The sequence below is a fragment of the Streptomyces sp. NPDC058239 genome, from assembly GCF_042882185.1.
GTDB lineage: Bacteria > Actinomycetota > Actinomycetes > Streptomycetales > Streptomycetaceae > Streptomyces.
The window spans coordinates 1-24229 of sequence record NZ_JBHVWS010000014.1 but is presented as its reverse complement, the minus strand read 5'-3'; the positions used below and the strand labels follow the sequence as shown (position 1 = coordinate 24229).

8 protein-coding genes and 2 pseudogenes are annotated in these 24229 nt (G+C 69.8%); 9 read left to right on the top strand and 1 reads right to left on the bottom strand.

The genetic code is table 11. From position 1 onward, the window contains the following. Positions 1-54: 54 nt before the first annotated feature. The 4 genes and pseudogenes from ACFVYE_RS17640 to ACFVYE_RS17625 form a co-directional block, all read left to right on the top strand. A pseudogene (locus ACFVYE_RS17640) lies at positions 55-567 on the top strand (FAD-binding protein); the annotation flags it as partial. Between the two features lie 7 nt (positions 568-574). Next, positions 575-1240, top strand: coding sequence for an FAD-binding protein (locus ACFVYE_RS17635; RefSeq protein WP_389606310.1), 666 nt, complete (start codon positions 575-577; stop codon positions 1238-1240). Then, entirely contained in the window at positions 1149-1391 is a 243-nt protein-coding gene (locus ACFVYE_RS17630; RefSeq protein WP_389606308.1) for an FAD-binding protein, read from the top strand. The genes ACFVYE_RS17635 and ACFVYE_RS17630 overlap by 92 nt, the downstream gene beginning before the upstream one ends. Positions 1392-1472: 81 nt before the next feature. After that, positions 1473-2177 carry a GntR family transcriptional regulator gene (locus tag ACFVYE_RS17625; protein ID WP_389606229.1) on the top strand — a complete coding sequence of 235 codons (705 nt, stop codon included), beginning with the start codon at positions 1473-1475 and terminating at the stop codon, positions 2175-2177. A gap of 132 nt (positions 2178-2309) precedes the next feature. Here ACFVYE_RS17625 and ACFVYE_RS17620 read toward each other — a convergent pair. Further along, positions 2310-2942: pseudogene (locus tag ACFVYE_RS17620) on the bottom strand (ABC transporter substrate-binding protein); the annotation flags it as partial. Positions 2943-3421: 479 nt separating this feature from the next. Here ACFVYE_RS17620 and ACFVYE_RS17615 point away from each other — a divergent pair. From ACFVYE_RS17615 to ACFVYE_RS17595, 5 genes are all read left to right on the top strand, one after another. Continuing rightward, on the top strand, positions 3422-5818 hold the full coding sequence (locus ACFVYE_RS17615; RefSeq protein WP_389606227.1) for a ricin-type beta-trefoil lectin domain protein: 2397 nt from the start codon (positions 3422-3424) through the stop codon (positions 5816-5818). Between the two features lie 123 nt (positions 5819-5941). Further along, a complete protein-coding gene (locus ACFVYE_RS17610; protein ID WP_389606225.1) occupies positions 5942-9484 on the top strand; it encodes a discoidin domain-containing protein in 3543 nt (1180 codons plus the stop codon). Positions 9485-10593: 1109 nt separating this feature from the next. Next, on the top strand, positions 10594-10950 hold the full coding sequence (locus tag ACFVYE_RS17605; protein ID WP_114248407.1) for a DUF5132 domain-containing protein: 357 nt from the start codon (positions 10594-10596) through the stop codon (positions 10948-10950). A 221-nt stretch (positions 10951-11171) separates the two neighbouring features. Further along, positions 11172-13415, top strand: coding sequence for an ATP-binding cassette domain-containing protein (locus ACFVYE_RS17600; RefSeq protein WP_389606223.1), 2244 nt, complete (start codon positions 11172-11174; stop codon positions 13413-13415). Between the two features lie 106 nt (positions 13416-13521). Then, a partial coding sequence (locus ACFVYE_RS17595; RefSeq protein ID WP_389606221.1) for an amino acid adenylation domain-containing protein occupies positions 13522-24229 on the top strand: 10708 nt, incomplete at its 3' end.

Sequence of the window (24229 nt, the reverse complement as noted above, 5' to 3'; positions counted from 1 at the left end):
GGCCGGAAGCGGGGAGGAAGCACGAACGTGCCTTCTGAGCTGGGACGATGAACCTTGTCGAGGGGTTCTGTCGGTTTAGGCGGAAGGTGCATTGGTACGGCACCCAGATCCTGGTCCGCGCCGACAGCGCCTCTCCAGCGGTCCCTGGGGATCGCCGACACTGCCGAACTGGCCCTGGCCGACTGGCAGCAGATGGGCGGCCCGACCGCGGATCTCGAGTGGGCTCGCCGCTACATCGCTGACAGCGCACGCGATGTGTACCAGTGGTGTGCCGAGCTTGGTATCGAGTGGGTGTCTCTCGACCAGCCCGAGGGGAACAGCGTGCCGCGCCGGCACCTTCCCGCTGGTTGGGGCCGCAGGATCATCGAGGTACTCGAAACTCGCGCCCGGGCACTGGGCGTCACCATCCGGACCGGCGTGACGGCCGAGGAACTGTGTCATGCGGATGGAAGGATCACCGGCGTGAGGATCCGCTCCGCTGGAGAGGTGGAGACCCTGGCCACACCAGCAGTCGCCATATGCACGGGCGGCTTCATCGGTCGTATCGAAACAGTGCTGAAGCACTCCCCCCCAGCTGCGGGCACTGCCCCGCGTTCTCGCCGGGGGAGCCCCCACTGCGGTCGGTCTGGGACACGATCTCCTGCATGCCTGCGGTGCGGAGTTCACCAACCTCGACCACCTCTGGGTTTACCCCACTGGAACCCCCGACCCGAGCGACCCTTCCGACACGCGTGGACTTGGTCTGCGGGGCGTCACCACAGAGATCTGGCTGAACACTGACGGCCGCCGATTCCACGACGAGTCACTGCGCGGCGGCCACTCGGGCACCAATGCTCTCCTCGAACAGTCCGGGCAGACAGCCTGGTCGGTCTTTTCGGCAGCCGAAGCCGAGCACGTGCTGTTGATCGACAATGAGTACTACGGCACGTCGGCTGGGCCGGATCCGACCGCAATGAAGCAGTTCTGGGCCGAGTCCGCTCACGTGCGCACCGCTGACGGCCCGGCCGAGCTGGCCCGATCGGCTGGCCTCCCCGAGGAGGCAGTGGTCCAGGCACTTGACGACTTCAACGCGGCGGTCACGTCGGGGGACGCAGCAGAACCGCTTACCGGGCGCTCCTTGGCCGGGCTACGTGAGGTGACCGGGTGGGCTGATCGCCGTGCAACTTTTCCCGATGGCGCAGAAGAACCTCGGTGGCGTGCACACGAGTCCACAGTGCGAAGTACTGAGTCGCTCCGGTGAGCCGATCGAGGGCCTGTATGCCGCTGGCGAAGTATCGGGCATGGCGGGAGGGCGGATCAACGGTCGAGCAGCGCTCGAGGGCACGATGTTCGGGCCCTGTCTGTACTCCGGCAGGATAGCGGGCCGGGCCCCTGCGAGCCGGGCCCAATGAGTCCGGGCCGCGTGCGGTTGCTCGGGTTCTGGTCATCCAGATATACCTTGGGCATTGTTGAAGGCGGAGGTGGATCGGTCCATGGCGAAGCAGCGCAGAACTCTTGTCGCGGCTGAGTCGGATATCGAGTTGCCCGCTCGCCGACTCTCGCTGACGGAACAGGTCTACCACCGTCTCAAGGAGGAGATCCTTCAAGTCCGTCACGGCCCTGGTGCGCTGCTGCTCGAGCCTGAACTCGCTGCGCGTTACGGCATTTCGAAGACCCCTGTGCGCGAGGCCCTGCGGCTACTGCTGCAGGACGGCTGGGTTGTGGTCATGCCGCGCAAGGGATATCTCGTGCGCCCGGTCCGACTTGAGGACATCCGAGAGGTGTTCGAGGTCCGTCGGATGGTAGAGCCGGTGATGGCAGCGCAAGCGGCTCAGTTGCGTACCACCGAGGACGTCGCCAGGTTGTCCGGGCTCTGCTCCCAGCAGTCCAGTGACGCCGATTCGATTGAGCATGCGCTGGGCGCGGCGAGGGCTTTCCACAGTGAACTGGCTGCTCTGACGGGCAACGGCAGGGCCCTTGCGATCTTGACTGACCAACTCGACGAGGTACGTCGACTGCACCACCTCATGCCGAAGGTCGAGGACCACATCACCTCGACCGAGGAACTCACCGCGCACCGGCAGATCCTGGCCGCGGTGGAGGCGAAAGATGGGTCGGCAGCCTCCGAGTTGATGATGAATCACCTCGCTGAGGTAGCTGGAACGATGGTTGACGCCTTCGCGGGCGTTCGGCGCTGACAGCAGCGCACACCAGACCTGCCAACCGGCTGGCCGCGTGATATCGGCCAGCCGGAGCCAAGCCCCAGCCTCGTACTTTCACGAAGCACGGTGTCCGACGGGTGATCGGGGAAACGAAAAGTGCCCCTGACCGGCGGGCCACTTGTCCTTGTCGCCGAAGGCGATGGGGACCAGACCGTCCTTCTTCATCTGCTTGCACAGCGCGATGAACGCGGACCAGGTGGCGGGCACCTCGTACCCGTACTTCTGGAAGACACTCTTCCGGTAGAAGACCGCCCAGGGGCAGGTGTGCATGGGAACGAAGTGGTACTTCCCGTCCGCGCCCTTGCTGAGGTCGTGCATGGCGGCGGGGAAGTTGCCGCCGGTCTTCTTCCAGACGTCGTCGATCGGGGTCGAGAGCCCCTTGGCCGCGAAGAACTGCATCCGGTAGCCGGTGAACCAGCCGAACACGTCGTCCGGTGTGCCCTGCAGATACGAGTTGATCTGCTCCTGGAAGGTGTTGTGGTCCTTGGTGTTGACCTCGACTTTGATGCCGGAGCGCTGGGTGAACTCGGCGTAGACGTCGGCGAATGCCTTCTTCGGTACGTCGTCGGAGGCGCCGGAGCCGAGGGTGACCGTGTTCGGGTCGGACGACCCCGAGGCGTTGCCGCCGCACGCGCCGAGCAGCGGGATGCCGGCGCCGAGGGCCGTCGCCCCGCCCAGTCCGCGCAGGATGGTGCGGCGCCCGGGGCCGTGGGCGGAAGTGGCGGCAGGAGGGAATCTCATGACGGCTCCTGAAGGCAGAGGGAAGGGTGATTGCGTCATCGCGGTCCACATGGTCACTCAGAACAGAACGCGATCCAACAGCAGCGCCCATGTGAGCCGTTCGGCTGATCGAACGTCGAGGGTTTTGGTGCACCTTTCTCGGCAGGTGGGCGGCGCGGGAGATCGGATAGATCGACTCCGTTTCGCCGTACGGCCGTCCGACTTGGTCGCTTACCTCTAGAGAGAGCGCTTTCCCTAAATGACCATGGTTTAAGGCGAGTTGGCGACGTGGTGGACAGAAGTCCAAGGTCGTTCGACATTCCTCCATGGCGTCACCTGAGTCGCAGGGATAGAACTCGACGGGGTCGAGCTCCGATGATTCGTGGCCCGACGGGGGTGCGGATCGTGTTGTCTGTGCCTCCAGTAATCCACCACAACCGAACATCGCAGTCGGTGTCTGTCGGAACGATCACGTACTCCCCTTCCACCTCGGAGTCGACATGACCTGGACAAGCAAGTGGAGGCCGGCGCTGTTCGCGGCGCTCCTGGCACTGCTCCTCGGTGCCGTGACGGGCTGGGGCGTACCGCCCGCCCACGCGGCCACCAGTACGGCCGTCACCGTCGACGGCACTCAGTCCGGCCGCACTTTCGACGGCATCGGCGCGATCAGCGGCGGCGGCGGAAACTCGCGGCTGCTGATCGACTACCCCGAGCCGCAGCGCAGCCGGATCCTCGACTACCTCTTCAAGCCGGGCTACGGCGCGTCCCTGCAGTTCCTGAAGCTGGAAGTGGGCGGCGACACCAACTCCACCGACGGCGCCGAGCCCAGCCACATGCACACCCGCGACAAGGTGGACTGCAACAGCGGCTACGAGTGGTGGCTCGCAGAACAGGCCAAGGCCCGCAACCCCCGCATCAAGCTGCAGGCCCTGTCCTGGGGGGCGCCGGGGTGGATCGGCAGCGGCAACTTCTGGTCCCAGGACATGATCGACTATCTGATGTCCTGGTTCGGCTGCGCGAAGAAGCACGGGCTGACCATCGACTACGTGGGCGGCTGGAACGAGCGGGGCTGGGACGCCGACTGGTTCAAGCAGCTCAAGTCGACGCTCATGGCGAAGGGTTACCGCACCAAGGTCGTCGCGGCCGAGAGCTTCGGCTGGGACGTCGCCGACGCGATGGCCAAGGACAGCGAGTTCAAGGACGCCGTCGACGTCATCGGATCGCACTACCCCTGCGGCTACCAGAGCGCCTTCACCTCATGCCCCTCCAGCGACGTGGCCCAGTCCATGGACAAGCCGCTGTGGGCCAGCGAGAACGGGTCCCTCGACACCGATGGCGGAGCCAAGGCCGTGGCCCGCGCGATCAACCGCGACTACATCGACGGCAAGATGACGGCGTTCGTCAACTGGCCGGTGATCGCGTCGCTCTACCCGAACCTCTTCTTCTCCACGGACGGCATGTCGATCGCCAACCAGCCGTGGTCCGGCGCCTACCACATCGGCGCGACGACCTGGGTGACCGCGCACACCGCCCAGTTCACCCGGCCCGGCTGGAGCTACATCGACTCGGCGAGCGGCTATCTGGGCGGTGATCGCTCCAACGGCAGCTACGTGTCGCTGAAGTCGCACAACGGCTCCGACTACTCCACCGTCATCGAGACGATGGACGCCACCGCGGAGCAGACGGTAAACCTCACCGTCCGGGGTGGGCTCCCGACCGGAACGGTCCACGTCTGGTCCACCGATGTGGAGTCGTCCGGCACCGATGACGACTTCGTCCGGGGCGCGGACATCACGCCCGTGGACGGCTCGTACTCGCTGACCCTGGAGCCCGGGCACGTCTACACCCTCACGACGACCAGCGGCCAGGGCAAGGGCACCGCGACGTCCCCGGCCAAGGCCGCGCTGCAACTGCCCTACTCCGACAACTTCGACAAGCGAGCCGCCTCGAAGAGCCCCCGCTACTTCACCGACATGAACGGCGCCTTCGAGACCACGGTGTGCGCCGGCGGTCGCTCCGGCACCTGTCTGCGCCAGATGGCGCCGACCAGCCCGATCCGGTGGACCGACGAGCCCTACAACGCCCCGTACTCGATCATGGGCGATGGGTCCTGGTCCAACTACACCGTCACCGCGGACGCCCTGTTCAGCGAGAAGGGCACGGTGGAACTCCTCGGCCGGGTCGGTCAGCAGGGCCGCAACAACAACGGCCTGAACGCGTACCACCTCCGCGTGAGCAACAACGGCACCTGGTCGATCGACAAGAGCGACACCACGTGGAAGTTCACCCGGCTCACCGGGGGACGGACCAGCACCCTCGGCCTGAACAAATGGCACACCGTCGCCTTCACCCTGCAGGACACGAAGCTGACCGCCTCCGTGGACGGCAAGGAACTCGGCAGCGTGACCGACTACTCGCTCAGCAGCGGCCAGGCCGGGCTCGGGGTGACGGGCTATCAGACCCAGCAGTTCGACAACTTCGACCTCACCCCGGGCGCACCGTCGCCGCAGCACCTCGGCCCCGTCACCTCGGGCCTGACCGACACCTGCCTCGAAGCGGAGAGCGGCGCCGAAGCCGACGGCACCCGGGTGCTGGCGGGCGACTGCGCGGGCAGCGCCGCGCAGACGTGGTGGTGGGGCAATGGCCGGCTGCGCTTGGGCAGTTCGACCGGCAGGTGCCTGGACGTCACCGGAGCGGGCACCGACAACGGCTCCCCGGTCGAACTGTGGGAGTGCAACGGCGGAGGCAACCAGCAGTGGGTGCCCCAGACCGACGGCACGCTCCAGGGCCAGCAGTCCGGGCGGTGCCTCGCGGTGCCCGGAACTGACGCGACGCAGCAGCTGGTGATCCAGGACTGCGACGGCACGGCGGTGAATCAGCGCTGGACCCTGCCGTAGCGGGGCATGGGGCGCACGTCTGCGCCTGACCCGATCGGTGTGGTGCGACGGCGGTACGTACGGTCCGGTAGCCGTCGCACCACACCTCACTTTCGCCGGACCACGCATCGAAGGAGCAGACGCGTGATCGACAACATGAATGGTGTGAGACGCCGGGGTGTGCTCGCCGCCGGCCTGGCCGGTGTGGGCGCCGCGCTGGTACCCGCGGGGCGGGCCGCCGCCGAGCCGGGCGGAGGGGTGTCGTTTGTGTCCGACGGCGCCGGCCAGCGCGGGCGCCGGGTGCTGAACTGCAACGCCGGCTGGGCCTTCTGGCGGGAGGACGTCTCCGGTGCCCACAAGCCCGGCTTCGACGACACGCAGTGGGCCGCGGTGTCGCTGCCGCACACGATGCGGCTGGAGCGCAAACACCCCTCGGTGTACGACGTGTTCGCGGGGATCGGCTGGTACCGGCGGTACTTCCGCCTCGATCCGCAGGACGGAGGGCGGCGGCTGAGCGTGGTGTTCGACGGCGTCCAGACCGACTGTGTCGTCTACCTGAACGGTGAGAAGGTCGCCGAGCACCAGGGCGGCTACATGGGCTTCGTCGTGGACATCACCGGCAAGGTCCGGTTCGACGGCGACAACGTCCTCGCCGTGCGGGTGTCGAACCTCGACGAACCGCTCACCCCGCCCGGCAAACCCCGCACCCAGCTGGGCTTCCTCACCTTCGGCGGCATCTACCGAGGCGTCACGCTCCGGATGACGAACCCGGTGCACATCTCCGACCCGCTGCAGGAGGACCTTGTCGCCGGCGGCGGAGTCTTCGTCTCGTACTCGAAGGCGACCACGCTCCGAGCGACCGCTCAGGTCAAGACGCATGTGGTGAACGAGACGGCCGACGCCGCCCGGATCAGATTGACCACGGACTTGTACGACGCCGAGGGCACCGCCGTCGCACACGCCACGGACACCGGGACGATCTCCGGGAAGGACGGTCGCACGTTCACCCAGCCCCTGAGCGTGGCCCGGCCGCACCTGTGGCATCCCGACTCCCCTTATCTTTACCGGCTGGTCAGCCAAGTCTTCGTCGACGACCGCCTGGTCGATACGGTCACCACGCGGACCGGAATCCGGCGGATCGACTACAAGGCGGACGGGTTCTACCTCAACGGCGAGCGGCTGTACCTGCGCGGCGCCAACTGCCACCAGAACTACGCCTACATCGGCGATGCCGCCCCGGCCTCGATGAAGTACCGCGAGGCACTCCGGCTGAAGCTCGGCGGGTTCAATGCCGTGCGGGCCGCGCACTACCCGCACGATGTCGCCTTCCTCGACGCCTGTGACGAACTCGGTCTCCTCGTCGTGGCCTGCGAGCCGGGCTGGCAGTACTGGAACGGTGACCAGACCTTCGTCTCCCGTACGTATCGCGACATCGCCACGATGATCCGGCGGGACCGCAACCGCCCTTCGGTGATCCTGTGGGAGACCTCTCTCAACGAGACCCACTACCCGCAGTGGTGGGCCAAGGAGGCCGACTCCGTCGCGCACGCCGAGATGCCGGGCGACCAGATGTTCACCTCGGCGGACTACGGGATCTGGGGCGGCGAGTACGACGTCGACTACAAGGTCGTCAACACCGACGGCTCGGATCCCGCGCCGAACGTGCCCTTCCTGACCCGCGAGTGGGGCGACTGGGAGGACCCCAGCCGCACCGACCGGGCTGCCGGAGAGAGCGCGATGGTGAACCAAGTCGTCATTCGCCAGCGTTACTTGAACGGCGACGGCTACTGGGACTGGGGCGGTCTCGACGCCAACAACCGAATCGGCGGCTACTTCCTGTGGGTATTTGAGGACTACGGCACCAACGACGTCTACCAGAAGTCCGGCGCCGTCGACATCGACCGCTACCCCAAGTACTGCTACCACTGGCTCAAGTCCATGCAGCCGGCACGCAATTCGAACCACGGCGGCCCGATGGTCTTCGTCGCCAGCGCCCACACCGCCGACTCCGAGAAGAAGGTGCGGGTCTTCAGCAACACCGACCGCGTCCTGCTGTACCAGAACGGCCGGCTCGTCGGCGAGCAGACCCGTGCCGGCAACGCCGCGACCGCACCGAACGTGGCGGCCAAGGGCGGCAGCCCGTACTACACGTTCACCCTGCCGCAGTTCGCCGCCGGAGAACTCAGCGCCGAGGGCTACCTGGGCGACGTGCTCGCCGCGACCCACCACGTCAACACCCCTGGTGCAGCACACCGCTTGGAGGTCGTCGCCGACGACGCGGGCGGCCGGGCCGCGCTCATCGACCTGCTGGCCTTCGCCCTGGGCGACAGCTCGCAGGACGGGAAGAAGACGGCACGCAAGCTGCTGGACCGGGTCGAGCCTGGACAGGCGGAGAAGCTCGTCGATCTGGCTGGTGCGCAGCGCGGCCGCACCCTGTCGGCGAAGGAGGCCGCGGGCCTGCGCATGGCCGCCGGACTGCTCGACCGGATCCGGCCGGTCGCCGACGGCTCCGACCTGATCCCCGTGTACATCAAGGTCGTCGACGCCGACGGCACCCTCGTCACCGACTCCTCCGCCACCCTCGCCATCGAGGTGACCGGAACCGGCACGCTGATCGGCGAGAACATTCCCCGGATCGCGACCCAGACGCAGAAGGCCCAGGGCGGCATCGGCTACGCCCTGATCGCCACCGGCACCGCAGGCGGCTCCCTCACCCTCACCGCGACCTCGACCGGCCTCGACAGCGGCCAGTACACCGTGCGAACCGAGCCGTACACAGGTACCCATGTCGCCGACGGCACCCACCCCACCTGGAAGAACATCTCCACGCTGGAGAGCCAAGGCGCGCAGAACCTGGCCCTGTTCAAGGAGGCGACCGCCTCCACCGCCCAGTCAGGACACGCACCGGCCGACGCGGTGGACGACGCAGCGGAGTCCAAGTGGGTGGGGAACGGGCCCGACCCGGCCTGGTGGCAGGTCGACCTCGGGGCGTCGGCCGAGCTAGAGCAGTTCCAGATCCTGTGGGAGACCGACCGGACCGCGTACCAGTACCGGATCCTGACGTCCGACGACGGCACCACGTGGACGACGACCGTCGACGCGCATGACAACACCACGATGGTCACCACCGCCGTCCATCAGGTACAGGTCACGACGCGTCACGTACGGGTCGACATCCTCGGCGCCGGTGACTGGTGGCCCTCGATTCGCGAGTTCCGCGCGGTCCCGCCCGGCGGCAGCGGCGGTGTACCCCCGGCCGACCCCGGGCCGAAGATCGCCCGCGACCAGATCAAGACGGTCACGGCGTCCAGCGCCGCCACCGGCTTCGAACCCGACAAGGCCTTCGACGGCGACATCACCTTCGGCACCGGCTGGAACGCCGCCTCCCCGGCGGTCCCCCAGACGCTCACCGCGGAACTGGCCGCAGCCCACGACCTCGCCGGAGTGCGCATCCATTGGGGCAAGGACAGCAGCTGGTACACCTTCGACCTGGAGACCTCGAGGGACGGCAGCACCTGGGACACGGCACTCTCCGGCCTGACCCGAAGCGGCCAGTACACCCTCCCTGAGCTCTTCGCAGCGCCGAACGTGCGCCAGATACGCATCACCGTCACCCAGGTCAGCGGCGGTGGCGCGCAGAGCGTTGCGGGAATCGCGGAGGTGATCCTCTACGGGACGCCGGCCTGAGGAAGGACGGGGCTTCGCCGGCCAGGAGGACCGGGTGACCGGAACGACGCCGGCGAGACTGTCGGAGGAGTTCAAGCGGGATGCGGGCAGGCTGGTGGCGCCCACCGGCCGGTCGATCAACTCCATGGCCAAGGGGCTCGGAATGCACCGAGTCGGCGGGCCGCAGCGTGAGGGCTTGTGGTGCGTATTACCCCCAGGCCGGGCTTCTGCACTGGCGTGGGGAACCGCTGACGCCCAGCCCGCCGGGATGGACACCCATGCCGCCCTGGAGGGGCCCATGCTTCCGGTCGCATCTGCATCCGGTCGCGGATTGCGAGACGGGCCGGGCGGGGTGGTGACAACTGTCCTTGAGCTTTGACGGTCCCACCTGGCACAGGTCGTAACGACCGTTCAGGGGCGTCCAGTCGATCCAGGACAGGCGCGTAATGCCAGTTCAGGGCCTCCCGGTCCGGGGGAGTCCGCACAGTTGGTGAGACCTGTGTGAGAGCGCGCAAGACGACGAAGCCCTGCCGGATTGCTCCGGCGGGGCTCTTCGGTATCTGACGGAACAACGGACTCATGTGCGCGTCCGCGGCCTTCATCTACTCCACAGAGGTCCACTTGCTCCTGACGCGGCCCCGTTGCTCGGCGTGATTTCTACGCAGTACGCCCGGGGGTTGCCGAACTCTCCGCCGCTGTGAGGTTCAAGCTCCCATCGGACACCACCGAACCCGGAAGGTCCATGTCTGGCTCCACGAAGCCGTGCTTGGGGGCGGGCTGCCGTTTCCCGCCCTGCGGCGGCGGGTGAATGCAAACTCGGCAGTAATCAGTACGTAGGAAAATCGGTCCAATAGAACGTTCGGTGAGTGTGCGTACAACAATCAATGTTGCTCGGGAAGATCAAGAGCACTCACATGAGTGAACCCGGTCGAAACGATTTGGCCTCGATGTACATGGCTCCACTACGGTGGCGGAAGAGCGGGTACTGGACCCCATCGACGAGGAATTCGACCCAGCAGGGAAAGCGAATTCTGGAAATGGGTGCTTCCGTCCGCGCATCTGTGCACTGTTTCGGTGTGCGCAGTGCCCGAGGTCCCTGTCATACATATGCGTAGCGAGGATGGAGCATCATGCCGCCCGTAGTACCGCCCTTCCTGTTCGGCCTCATCGCCGCTCCACTGGCCAGGCGTCTCCTCAAGCCGCTGATGCGAGGCGTCGTCAAGGCATCCGTCGGTCTCGCCGTTGAGGTGAAGAAGGCGACCCTTGAGGCCGGAGAGAACATCCACGACCTTGCGGCCGAGGTGGCCGCCGAGATGGTGGCGGCGCAGATCGCGGCCGGTGACGTCGAAGCCCGTTCGGGTGACGGTCAGCAGGCCTCCGAGAGCAGCGCCCCGAAGGGCGCGAAGGACGAGGCCGCCGCCAAGGCTGAGGGCGAGGCGAGGGCTCCTAAGATCCGCGCGAGCGTCGGCGCCGGCAAGCCGCGCTGACGGTTTGTCCGGCGGCCCGGCCGTCACCCGGGCTCGGAGAAATGCGCCCGAGTGACGGTCCGCCGCGGATCTGTCGGCCACATCGATTTCCCCAGATATTCCGCTCTTTCGCATTGATCCGTCGTGCTGGTGACGGCTTTTGCGACCTTCACAAACAGGTGAACGTACACATGCCATCTCTGCTGGGTGCCGCAGCCGGATATCGCTCCGTGGATTTGGGCGTGCGACCGCGTTCGGTCATTCCGGGCCGTCAGCGCTGGGACGTCAAGCTGGTTCTCGGACGGCCTCAGGCGGCCGAGGTCCTCGCCGCGACCCTGCGACGCCTTCCCGGCATCACCGAGGCGCAGGCCAGCCCGATCACCGGCGGGGTCCTCGTCCGGCACGATGCGCGGGTGAAAGCCGCGGACGTTGGCCGGCTCGTCCGCAGAGCCGTCACCCTGGTCGTGGAGGGCTCGGCCGGAGCGGGGCGTCCGGCCCCGGCACGGCCCGCCGCCGAGCCCGCCCCGCGCGCGGATCGCGGCGTTGTGCGCCCCGTGCTCGCCGTCGGGGGTGGGGTGGCGGCCGGCATCGCCCTGATCCGCGGGTCGGCGCTCAGCAAGCAGCTGGTGGCGCTGGGCGGAGTGGCGGCGGCGACCGCGGCCGTTGTCCGGACGGCCTGGCGCAGAACGGTCGACGTGACCCGGGACCTGCCCGGAACAGGAGCCGAACGACACCCCCTGCTGGAGATCGTCGAGCCGCACCGTCGGCATCTCTACCGCGCCTCCGCGCTGTCGGTCGCCTGTCAGGTCTCGGAGATGGCGCTCGGTACCTTCCTCGGCTGGACCGCGCTGGTCCTCATCAAGGGCGAGGCCGCGCCGCTCGTCCGCTTCGGCCTGACGACCGCGTCCGCCCAACTATGGGGCTTGGCAGGGCTGGTGGCAGCAGCCTGTGCCGCCGTGGCAGCCCTCTCGTACTCCTCGAACCTCCAGTGGCGCCAGCTCGGCCAGGACATCGAGCACGACTGGCGCAACCGGACGTACGCTCATGTGCAGCACCTCGAACTGCGGCACCTGGAGGGCGAACGGACCACCCGGATCGCCGGCGCGCTCACCGACGACGTCCGTCAGCTGGGCACCTTCTTCGCCACCTCGGCCAACGACCTGCTGCAACTGGGCACCAGCCTGGTCCTCCTGGTGCCGCTGTTCCTGCTGCTGGCACCGCAGATCGCCTGGATCGCGTTCCTGCCCATTCCGGTCATCGCCTGGCTGTCGGTCCGCTACCAGGACAAAGTCGCGGCCGACTACGCCGTCTCCGGCGAGCACCGCGCCAGGCTGCACAGCCAGCTGGTGAACACGCTGGAGGCCGGCGCCACCGTCAAGAGCTTCTGCACCGAGGACTACGAGGCCGAGCGCATCGACGGGCTGAGCGGGGAGGCTCAGGAGAGCAACCAGCAGACCGACCGGAGCACGATCCGTCACGCTGAGATCGTCCGGGTCTGCACGACCAGCTCGATGGCCGGCACCCTGCTGATCGGCGGCCGGTCGGTGCTCAACGGCAGCCTGTCGTTCGAGGTGTTCAGCCCACTGATCGGGCTGCCCCAGATGGTGCTGCTGCGGATGAACCGGCTCGGCGGCATCGTCGACCAGTACCAGCGCACGATCACCGCCTACGACCGGGTCCAGCGGCTGCGCGCCCTGCCCGCCGAGACCGACGGCACCGGCGAACCGCTCGACGTCGAGAAGGTGCACGGGGAGATCGTCCTCGACAACGTGACCTTCGCCTACCCCGGTCGGCCGCCGGCGCTGGAGGACCTCTCGCTGACCATCCCCGCCGGGCAGGTCACCGCCCTTGTCGGCGCCACCGGCTCCGGCAAGACGACGATCGCCAAGCTGCTGATGCGATTCCAGGACGCGGAGTTCGGCAGCGTGCTGCTCGACGGGCGGGACGTGCGCGACTTGCCGCGGCACGATCTGCGCCACGCGATCGGGTTCGTCGCCCAGGACCCCTTCCTCTTCGACGGCACCATCGCCGACAACATCCGCTACGGCAGCTTCGGCGCCTCTGACGAGGCCGTGGTCGAGGCGGCCATGATGGCCGAGTCACACACCTTCATCGCGACGCTGCCGGACGGCTACGACACGGTGATCGGCGAACGCGGAGCCGCCCTCTCGGGCGGGCAGCGGCAGCGGATCGCGCTGGCGCGCGCGATCCTCAAGGACGCGCCGGTCGTTGTCCTCGACGAAGCCACCTCCGCCGTGGACAACGAGACCGAGGCCGCCATCCAGCGCACGCTCCGCGTCTTCGCGGCCGACCGGACCATGGTGATCATCGCCCATCGGCTCTCCACGGTCCGCCACGCCAACCGGATCTACGTCATGGACAAGGGCGGAGTCGTGGCCGAGCAAGGCACCCACGACGAACTCCTCGCCCAGCACGGACTCTACGCATCCCTCTGGCAGCTCCAGGCCGGCGAACTCGCCGCCTGACCGCAACTGCCGCGCCATCCGACCGCCGACCGCGTGACGTCACCGCGGTCGGCGCGTCTCGGCGCGCCCTGCGCACACGCCTGCCCACACTCCTGGAGGTACCCCCATGTCCCGTCGCGATGGCGACTCCTTTCCCCTGACGGCGGCCCAGCGTGAGATCTGGCTCGCCGAGCAGCGCGCGCGGACAGCGCTCGACGCCTACCGCATCGGCGAATACCTGGAGGTCCACGGCCCGGTTGACGCCGAGCTCGTCGAGACCGCGCTGCGTCGGGTCGTCGACGAGATCGATGCGCTGCACGTGACCTTCGTCCACGACGGGCAGGAGCCACGCCAGGTCGTCCGTGCGGCATGGGACTGGGAACCGACCCGGCTCGACCTGAGCTCGGAGCCCGAACCCCGGGCGGCGGCCCTGGCATGGATGGCCCGGGACCGGATGCGTCCGCTGGACCTCACCCGCGATCCGCTCTTCAGCTTCGCACTGATCAGCCTCTCGCCGGTGCACCACCTCCTGTACCAGAACCACCACCACTTGGTGATGGACGGGTTCGGCCTCTCCCTCGTCCGGCGGCGGGTCACGCGGATGTACACGGCGCTGGCCTCGGGCGGCCAGGTTCCGCCGTCGCCGCTCCGTTCGCTGGACGACCTGCTCCGCAGTGAGGCCGACTACCGCGCCTCGGGGCAGTGCGCCTCCGACCGGTCGTACTGGACGGAGCGGTTCGCCGACCGGCCGGAACCCACTCAGTTCACCGGCCGAGCTTCGCGTGGCGGGAGCGGGCTGCGTTCCTCGGTGGAACCGGCGGTGCTCCGCGTGGACGCGCTGCGAGCGGGGGGAGCGCATACCGAAGTCCACTGGTCCCGCCTGCTGATCGCGGCGGCGGCTCTCTACGCGCACCGGCTCACCGGGGACCGGGACGTTCTGATCGGCCTTCCCGTCACCGGGCGCGAGGGGGCCGAACGCGCCTTGCTGTCCACGCCCGGCACGATGGCGAACGTGGTGCCCCTGCGCCTGCCAATGCGACCGGACATGCGGTGGCAGGACCTGGTCGCCGAGGCGGCACGGGAGGCCGACGCGGCCCTCGCGCACCAGCGTTACCGCAGCGAGGACCTGTTCCGGGACCTCGGTGTTCCCGGTCCCCCCGGGGCGGCGTTCCCACTCGTCGTCAACATCTTGGTCTTCGACTCCGCGCCGAGCTTCGCCGGGCACCCCGCCACGCTGCGCTACCTGCTCCCGGAACCGACCACCGGGCTGGCCCTCTGGATCACGGGCCGACGGGGAGACAATGAACTCCGGGTCGAACTCAAGGGTGCGCCCCAGACCTGGAGCGACGACGAACTCGCCGTCCACCAACGACGGCTGATCACGCTGCTGGACACCGTCGCGCACTGCGGCCCGCAGGAGCCGGTCGGCCGGATCGGTCTGCTCGCCGCGGACGAGGAGCGTGAGCTGCTGGCGCTGGGCGCCGGTCCGGTGGCCCGGGCCTCCGCCGAGAGCCTGCCGGAGGTGTTCCGGGCGCAGGTGCGGGCGACGCCGGACGCGGTGGCGGTGGTGGGGCCGGACGCGTCGCTTACGTATGCGGAGCTGGACGCGCGGGCGAACCGGCTGGCGCATGCCCTGATCGCCTGCGGGGCCGGGCCGGAGCGGCTGGTCGCGGTGGCCCTGCCGCGCTCGGCGGAACTGGTGGTGGCCATCCTTGCGGTGCTCAAGGCCGGAGCCGCCTGTGTTCCGGTCGATCCGGAGTACCCCGCCGCCCGGATCGGGTACATGCTCGACGACGCTCGGCCGGTCCTGGTGGTGACCGACTCCCGCACCCGGGACCGGTTGCCCGAGGCCGGTTCCGCCGAGCGGCTGGTGGTCGACGCCCCGGAGACCGCGGCCATGGTGACGGGTTGCCCGGCAGCGGATCCTGAGGTGGCCGTGGAACCGGAGCATCCGGCCTACATCATCTACACCTCCGGTTCCACCGGGCGGCCCAAGGGCGTGGTGCCGACGTACGGCGGCCTGCTCAACCTGTTCGCCGACCAGCAGCGGGCGCTGTACCCGCCCCTGCTCGTGGAAAGGCGCCGGCTCCGCGTGGCCCTCACCACATCGGTTTCGTTCGACGCGTCCTGGAACCAGTTGCTCAGCCTGTTCGCGGGCCACGAGCTGCACGTCCTGGATCAGGCGACCTGGACCGACCCGGACGCCTTCGTCGACTACGCCGGGCGCTGCCGCCTCGACTTCGTCGAGGCCACCCCGTCGTACCTCCAAGTTCTGGTCGCGAAGGGGATGTTGGACGATCCGCGGTGTCCCGTGATGGTCGCAGCGGGCGGGGAGGCCGTCCCGGATCAGCTGTGGGAGCGGCTGCGCGCGGCCGACGGAGTCTCCTGCGTGAACCTCTACGGGCCGTCCGAGTGCACGGTGAACTCGGTCGTCGCGCCGCTGGAGTCGAGCCGGCGCCCGGTGATCGGCCGGCCGGTCGGCAACACCCGGCTCCATGTGCTGGACGGTGCGCTGCGGCCGATGCCCACGGGCGAGGCGGGTGAGCTGTACATCGCCGGCGCAGGCCTGGCACGGGGCTACCTGAACCGGCCGGGTCTGACTGCCGAGCGTTTCGTGGCCGACCCGTTCGGGCCGGCGGGCTCGCGGATGTACCGCACCGGCGACTTGGTGCGGTGGGGCTCGGACGGCAACCTGGAGTTCCTCGGCCGTACCGACGACCAGGTCAAGGTCCGGGGATTCCGGATCGAACTCGGCGAGATCGAGGCCGTGCTTGTCGAGCACCCGCAGGTCGCGCAGGCCGCCGTTGTGGTGCGTACCGAAGAGGACACCCGGCTGGTCGCCTACTTCGTTCCGGTACCCGGCACCACGGTGGCCGTGCCCGCGCTGCGCGAGCACCTGCGCGAGCAGCTGCCGGAGTACATGGTGCCCACCGCGTTCGTGATGCTGGACGCACTGCCGCTGACGCCGAACCGGAAGCTCGACCGACGGGCCCTTCCGGTCCCCGAGCAAGCCTCGGCCGCCCCGGGCCGCGCACCGCGCACCGCGACCGAACACCTACTGGCCGGGCTGTTCGCCGAGGTGCTCGGGGTGGCTGTGGCCGGGCCGGACGACAGCTTCTTCGACCTCGGCGGGCATTCGCTGCTGGCCACCCGGCTGGTCGCCAGGGCGCGGTCGGTGCTGGGCGTGGAGCTGAGGCTGAGTGACCTGTTCGACGCACCGACGGTGGCGGGACTGGCGGCGGCGGTGGACGGCGCGGGCCGGGCGCGGACGGCGCCGGGGCGGCGCGAGCGGCCCGAGGCGATCCCGCTGTCCTTCGCGCAGCGCCGGTTGTGGTTCCTGCACCGCATGGAGGGCCCGAGCGCCACATACAACATCCCGCTGGCGCTGCGGCTGTCCGGCGACCTGGACCAGCGGGCCCTGGAAGCCGCTCTGGCGGACGTGGTCGAGCGGCACGAGAGCCTGCGCACCGCCTTCCCCGTGGTCGACGGGGTGCCGTGCCAGCGGGTGATGGACCTCGAGGCGGCACGGCCGCGACTGCGGGTGACCGAGGTCGGCGAGGGCGACCTGCCGGATCGGCTGGTGGCGGCGGCCCGGCACGGCTTCGAGCTCTCCGAGGGACCGCCGCTGCACGCCGAACTGTTCCAACTGGGAACCGACGAGCACGTGCTGCTGCTGGTGGTGCATCACATCGCCGGTGACGGCTGGTCGATGGGACCACTCTCACGGGACCTGGCGACCGCCTACGCGGCCCGGTCCGAGGGGGCGAAGCCGGAGTGGTCTCCGCTGCCGGTCCAGTACGCCGACTACGCCCTCTGGCAGCGGGAGCTGCTCGGGGAAGGCACTGACCCGGGCAGCCTGCTGAGCAGTCAACTGGTCTACTGGCGGAAGCAGTTGGCGGATCTGCCCGAGCAGGTCGAGCTGCCGTTCGACCGGCCCAGGCCGACGGCGATGTCCCACCGGGGCGCCCATCTGCCGGTGCGGATCGACGCCGAACTGCACCAGGGCCTGCGCGCGCTCGCCCGTGACGGCGGGGCCAGCCTCTTCATGGTGCTCCAGGCCGGGCTGGCCGCCCTGCTGGGCAAGCTCGGCGCGGGCACCGACGTCCCGATCGGCACGCCGATCGCCGGACGCACCGACGAGGCCGTGGACGACCTGGTCGGCTTCTTCGTCAACACCCTGGTGTTGCGTACCGACCTCTCCGGCGACCCGTCGTTCACCGAACTGCTGGGCCGGGTGCGCGCCGACGCGCTGGCCGCGTATGCGCACCAGGACGTGCCGTTCGAGCACCTCGTAGAGGCGCTGAATCCGACCCGGTCGCTGGCACACCACCCCCTGTTCCAGACCATGCTCGCGTTGCAGAACGCTCCGCTCGGCACGTTCGACCTGCCGCGGCTTCGGGTGGAAGCAGACCTGGTGCACACCGGGACGGCCAAGTGCGACCTGACCTTCATGCTGGCCGAACAGCCCGACGAGGACGGGCTGTCGGGCCTGGTGGAGTACAGCACCGACCTGTTCGACGCAGCCACCGTGGAGGGGATCGTCGATCGGTGGCTGCGGCTGCTCCGCGCAGTGGTGGCCGCCCCCGGTCGGCCGATCGGCCAAGTGGACGTGCTGTCCGCCGACGAGCTCCGCGCGCTGCTGCCGGCCGTCGTCGACCGGAGCGGAGAGTTGCCGGAAAGCTGCATCACCACGCTCTTCGAGCGGCAGGTACGGGCGAACCCGGCTGCGGTCGCAGTGGTGAGCGGCGAAGTCACGCTGACATATGGCGAGTTGAACGCCCGAGCCAACCAGCTTGCGCACGCCCTGATCGCCCGGGGCGTGGGACCGGAGCAGCTGGTGGCGCTGGCCCTGCCGCGCTCGGCCGAGCTGGTAGTGGCGGTCCTCGCGGTCCTCAAGGCGGGAGCCGCCTACGTTCCGGTGGACCCGCAGTACCCGGCCGCCCGGATCGCCTACCTGCTTCAGGACGCCCGGCCGTCGTTGCTCGTGACGACGGGTGGGATCGGTGAAGTGCCGGGCGCCGACCCGGTGGAACGGCTCCTGCTGGACGCCGCCGACCTGGACGGACTGCCGGACACCGACCCGGAGATCCCCCTCGATCCAGGCCACCCCGCCTACGTCATCTACACCTCCGGGTCCACCGGCAACCCCAAGGGCGTCGTGGTCCCGCACCGGAACGTGGTGCGGCTGTTCGGCACCACCCAGGAGCTGTTCGACTTCTCCGCCAAGGACGTCTGGACCCTCTTCCACTCCTACGCCTTCGACTTCTCGGTGTGGGAGCTGTGGGGCCCGCTGCTGTACGGCGGCCGTCTGGTGGTCGTGGACCACGAGACCAGCCGCTCGCCCCACCGGTTCCTGGAGCTCCTCGCGCGTGAGCGGGTGACGGTGCTCAACCAGACGCCGTCCGCCTTCTACCAGCTGATGCAAGCGGACGAGGAGGCACCGGAGACCGGCCGTTCGCTCGCCCTGCGCACCGTGGTGTTCGGTGGCGAGGCGCTGGAGCACACCCGGCTGACGAGCTGGTACGAGCGATATCCGGACGACGCGCCGCTGCTGGTCAACATGTACGGCATCACCGAGACCACCGTGCACGTGACCTACGCCGCGCTCGACCGGTCCGGCGCCGCCGGCCAGGTCGGCGCGGCCATCCCGGACCTGCGTACGTACGTGTTGGACGCCCACCTGCGGCCGGTGCCCCCGGGCGTGCCCGGCGAGCTGTACGTCGCGGGCGCCGGTCTGGCCCGGGGGTACCTGAACCGGCCCGGTCTGACCGCTGGGCGCTTCGTGGCCGACCCGTTCGGGCCGGCCGGTGCGCGCATGTACCGCAGCGGCGACGTCGTGCGCCGGTGTGCGGACGGCAGCCTGCGGTTCGTGGGCCGGGCCGACGACCAGGTGAAGGTCCGAGGCTTCCGGATCGAACTCGGCGAGATCGAGGCGGCGCTCGCCGCGCACCCCGGAGTCACCCAGGTCACCGTTCTGGCGCGGCAGGACCGGGCCGACGACACCCGGCTGGTCGCGTACCTGGTGGCCGCCCCGGGTGCCGCCCCGGGCTCGGCCGAACTGCGCGAGCACCTGCGGGAGCGGCTGCCGGAGTACATGGTGCCGGCCGCGTTCGTCACCCTGGAAAGCCTGCCGCTGACCGCCAACGGCAAGCTGGACCGACGTGCGCTGCCCGCACCCGACCTCGCTCCGACGAACACCGGCCGCGCGCCGCGTACGCCGCAGGAGCAGATCCTGTGCGAGCTGTTCGCCGAGGTCCTCGGGGTGGCCGAGGCCGGTGTCGAGGACAGCTTCTTCGATCTGGGCGGGCACTCGCTGCTGGCGACCCGCCTGACCGCCCGGGTCCGCGCGACCCTGGGAGTGGAGCTGGAGCTGCGCACCCTGTTCGAGACCCCGACCCCGGCCGGCGTGGCCTCCGCCCTGGCGGGTGCCCGCCAGGCGCAGCCGGCCCTGGTGCCCCACCCGCGTCCCGAACGGATCCCGCTGTCGTTCGCGCAGCGGCGGCTCTGGTTCCTGCACCAGCTGGAGGGTGCCGACGCGAACTACCACATCTCCCTGGCATGGCGGCTGTCCGGGAACCTGGACCGGCGGGCCCTGGCAGCCGCCCTGGCGGACGTGGCGGCCCGGCACGAGAGCCTGCGCACCGTCTTCCCAGTGGTGGACGGCGTGCCGTACCAGCAGGTGCTGGACGTCGCGGCGGCCCGCCCGCGGCTGGATGTGAGCCGGACCACCGAGGCCGGGCTGCCGGACGTGCTGGCGACCGCGAACGCCCGACCGTTCGACCTGGCGGTCGATCTGCCGCTGCGCGTCGGTCTGTTCGAGCTCGCGCCGGACGAGCATGTGCTCCAGGTGGTGCTCCACCACATCGCGGGTGACGGCTGGTCGCTGGGCCCGTTCGCACAGGACCTGACCGCCGCCTACGCGGCGCGCCGCCGCGGCGAGGAGCCACAGTGGGCGGAGTTGCCGGTCCAGTACGCCGACTACACCCTGTGGCAGCACGAGCTGCTCGGCGACGCAACCGACCGGGAGAGCCTGTTCGCCCGCCAGACGGCCTACTGGACCAGGCAGTTGGCCGATCTGCCGGAGCAGCTCCGGCTGCCCGGCGACCGGCCGCGCCCGGCGGTCGCCTCGCACCGGGGCGGCCTCGTGCGCGCCGGGCTGGACGCGGAGCTGCACCGCGGCCTGCGCGAGCTCGCGCGTGTGCACGGGACCAGTCTGTTCATGGTGCTTCAAGCCGGGCTGGCGGCGCTGCTGAGCAAGCTCGGCGCGGGCGACGACATCCCGGTCGGCAGCCCGGTCGCCGGCCGGACCGACCAGGCACTCGACGAGCTGGTCGGCTACTTCGTCGACACCCTGGTGTTCCGTACGGACACCTCGGCCGATCCGACGTTCGCCGAGCTGCTGGGCCGGGTGCGGGACACCGCGCTGGCCGGGTACGCCAACCAGGACCTGCCGTTCGAGTACCTCGTCGAGGCCCTCAACCCGGTGCGGTCGCTGGCGCATCACCCGCTGTTCCAGGTCATGCTGGTGCTGCAGAACGCGCCCCGGGCCGACTTCGCCCCGCCCGGGCTGCGCGTCGACGAGGTGGAGCTGACCACGACCACGTCCAAGTTCGACCTGGTCTTCTCGCTGTCCGAGCGGCACGCCGGAGACGGCTCACCGGACGGGATCGACGCGTTCGTCCAGTTTGCGAGCGATCTGTACGATCCGGCCACCGTCGATACGATGATGGCGCGCTGGATGCGGCTGCTGAGGGCGGCCGTCGCCGACCCGCAGCAGCGGCTCGGCCGCGTAGATCTGCTGTCCGTCGAGGAGCGCTGCGAGCTGCTGCCCGCCGTCGAGGGCGAGGCGGTTGCCGCGAGTCTGCCGGAGATGTTCGCGGCGCAGGTTGCGGCGACGCCCGAGGGCGTTGCTCTGGCCTCCAAGGGCATGGAGTTGACGTACCGTCAGCTGAATGCGTGGGCGAACCGGTTCGCGCATGCGCTGATCGCGCGGGGTGTGGGTGCGGAGCAGATCGTGGCGGTGGCATTGCCGCGGTCGGTGGAGTTCGTGGTGGCCGTCCTGGGCGTCCTGAAGACAGGAGCCGCCTATCTGCCGGTGGATCCGGCGTATCCGGAGTCGCGGATCGCGTTCATGCTGGAGGACGCGCGGCCGACCGTGGTGGTCGACGACCCGGCGACGGTGGCCGACGTGTCCGAGTGGCCTGATACCGATCCTGCCGTCGTGGTGGACGCCCGGCACTCGGCATACGTGATCTATACGTCCGGCTCGACCGGACGGCCCAAGGGCGTGGTGGTGAGCCACGCGGGCCTGCGGGGAATGGTGGCCGAGCAGGTCGAACGGCTCGGCATCGACTCGGCCAGCCGGGTGCTCCAGTTCTCCTCGCCCAGCTTCGACGTCTCGCTGTGGGACCTGTGCGGCGCCCTGCTCACCGGTGCCACCCTTGTGCCGGCACCCGCGACCGAGCCGGTCTCCGCGCTGACCGACCCGAGCCTTGCTCTCACCCATGCGACGGTGCCGCCGTCCGTGCTGGCGGCGCTGTCACCGGACTCGGTGGCCGTGCCGACGTTGGCGGTTGCGGGTGAGGCGTGCCCGCCGGAGCTGGTCGTGCGATGGGCGCCAGGGCGGCAGATGGTCAACGCGTACGGTCCGACCGAGACGACGGTCATCGCGACGATGAGCGAGCCGCTGTCGCCGGGGTCGGGCGTGCCGCCGATCGGCCGTGCCGTCGCCGGGTTCCGGGCGTATGTGCTGGACCAGCGGCTGGGCCTGGTGCCACCGGAGGTGACCGGGGAGCTGTACGTCGCCGGTCCGGGGCTCGCGCGCGGCTACCTGAACCGGCCCGGGCTCTCCGCGGGGCGGTTCGTTGCCTGCCCGTTCGGCACGGCAGGTGAACGCATGTACCGCACCGGCGACCTGGTGCGCCGACGCGCTGACGGCCAGTTGGAGTACCTCGGCCGCGCCGACGACCAGGTGAAGGTGCGCGGCTTCCGGATCGAACTCGGCGAGATCGAGACAGCGCTGGCGGAACACCCGCAGGTCGGCCAGGTCGCGGTGATCGCCCGGAAGGACCAGGCGGAGGACACCCGCCTGGTCGCCTACCTGGTGCCCGCCACAGGCGCCGAGCTTCGGCCGGAGGAACTGCGCACTCACCTCCGCGAGTGGCTGCCGGACTACATGGTGCCCGCGGCATTCGTCGCCCTCGACGCCCTGCCGTTGACCGCCAACGGCAAGCTCGACCGGCGTGCCCTGCCCGAGCCGGAGTTCACCGGATCGCGGGTCGGCAGGGCGCCGCACACTCCGCAGGAGCAGGTGCTGGCCGAGCTGTTCGCCGAGGTCCTGGGCCTGACGCAGGTCGGCGTCGACGACAACTTCTTCGACCTGGGGGGACACTCCCTGCTGGCCACCCGGCTGGTGGCCCGGATCCGGGCGGCCCTGGGCGTCGAGCTGGCGCTGCACACCCTGTTCCGAACCCCGACGGTGGCCGGGCTGGCCGCCGTTCTGGGTGGCGCCGACCGAGCCAGGCCCGCCCTGGACCGGGCGGAGCGGCCCGAGCGGGTACCGCTGTCGTCCGCGCAGCGGCGGCTGTGGTTCCTGCACCAGCTGGAGGGCGCCGGAGCGATCTACAACATGCCGCTGGCGTGGCGGCTCTCCGGGCCGCTGGACCGGGTGGCTCTGGAGAAGGCGCTCGCCGACGTCGTCGACCGGCACGAGAGCCTGCGCACGATCTTCCCGGCGGCGGACGGCGTGCCGTTCCAGCAGGTGCTGGCCCCCGGGGCGACGCGGCCGAAGCTGCCCGTCACCCCGGCCGACGGGACGGACCTGACGGAGCTGCTGACGGCGGCCGCGGCGCGCGGATTCGACCTCGCGACCGAACCACCGCTGCGCGCCGAGCTGTTCGAGGCGTCACCGGACGAGCATGTGCTGCTGCTGGTGGTCCACCACATCGCCGGTGACGGCTGGTCGCTGGGCCCCTTGTCGACCGACCTGGCCACCGCGTACACGGCGCGCCGCCGGGGCGAGGAACCTCGGTGGGTGGAACTGCCCGTCCAGTACGCCGACTACACCCTGTGGCAGCACCAGCTGCTCGGCGACGCGGCCGACCCGGACAGCCTGTTCGCCCGCCAGGCGGCCTACTGGACGCGGACATTGGCGGACCTGCCGGAACAGATCCGGCTTCCTGCCGACCGCCACCGCCCGTCCGCTCCCACCTACTCCGGCGGCCACCTCGCGATCGACCTCGACGCCGAGCTGCACGCCGGGCTGGTCCGCCTGGGCCGGGAGCACGGGGCCAGCGCCTACATGGTGTTGCAGGCCGCGCTGGCGGCGCTGCTGGACAAACTCGGCGCGGGAACGGACATCCCGGTCGGCAGCCTGATCGCGGGCCGGACCGACCAGGCCCTGGACGACCTCGTCGGGTTCTTCGTCAACACCCTGGTGCTGCGGACCGACACCTCGGGCGACCCGACCTTCGCCGAGCTGCTGGGCCGGGTCCGGGAGAACGCGCTGGCCGCGTACGCGCACCAGGACCTGCCGTTCGAGCACCTCGTCGAGGCCCTCAACCCGGCCCGGTCGCTCGCCCGCCAGCCCCTGTTCCAGGTCATGCTGGCGCTGCAGAACGTGCCCCGCACCGAGTTCGCCCTGCCCGGCCTGAGCGCCGAGACCGTACTGGTGCGGACGCCCACGGCGATGTTCGACCTCGCCATCCACCTGCTGGAGCGCGGCGGCACCGGCGGGTCGGCCGAGGGCATCATCGGGCGGGTCGAGTACAGCACCGACCTGTTCGACCACGCCACGGTGGAGGCGCTGGTCGCCCGGTGGCTGCGCCTGCTGGCGT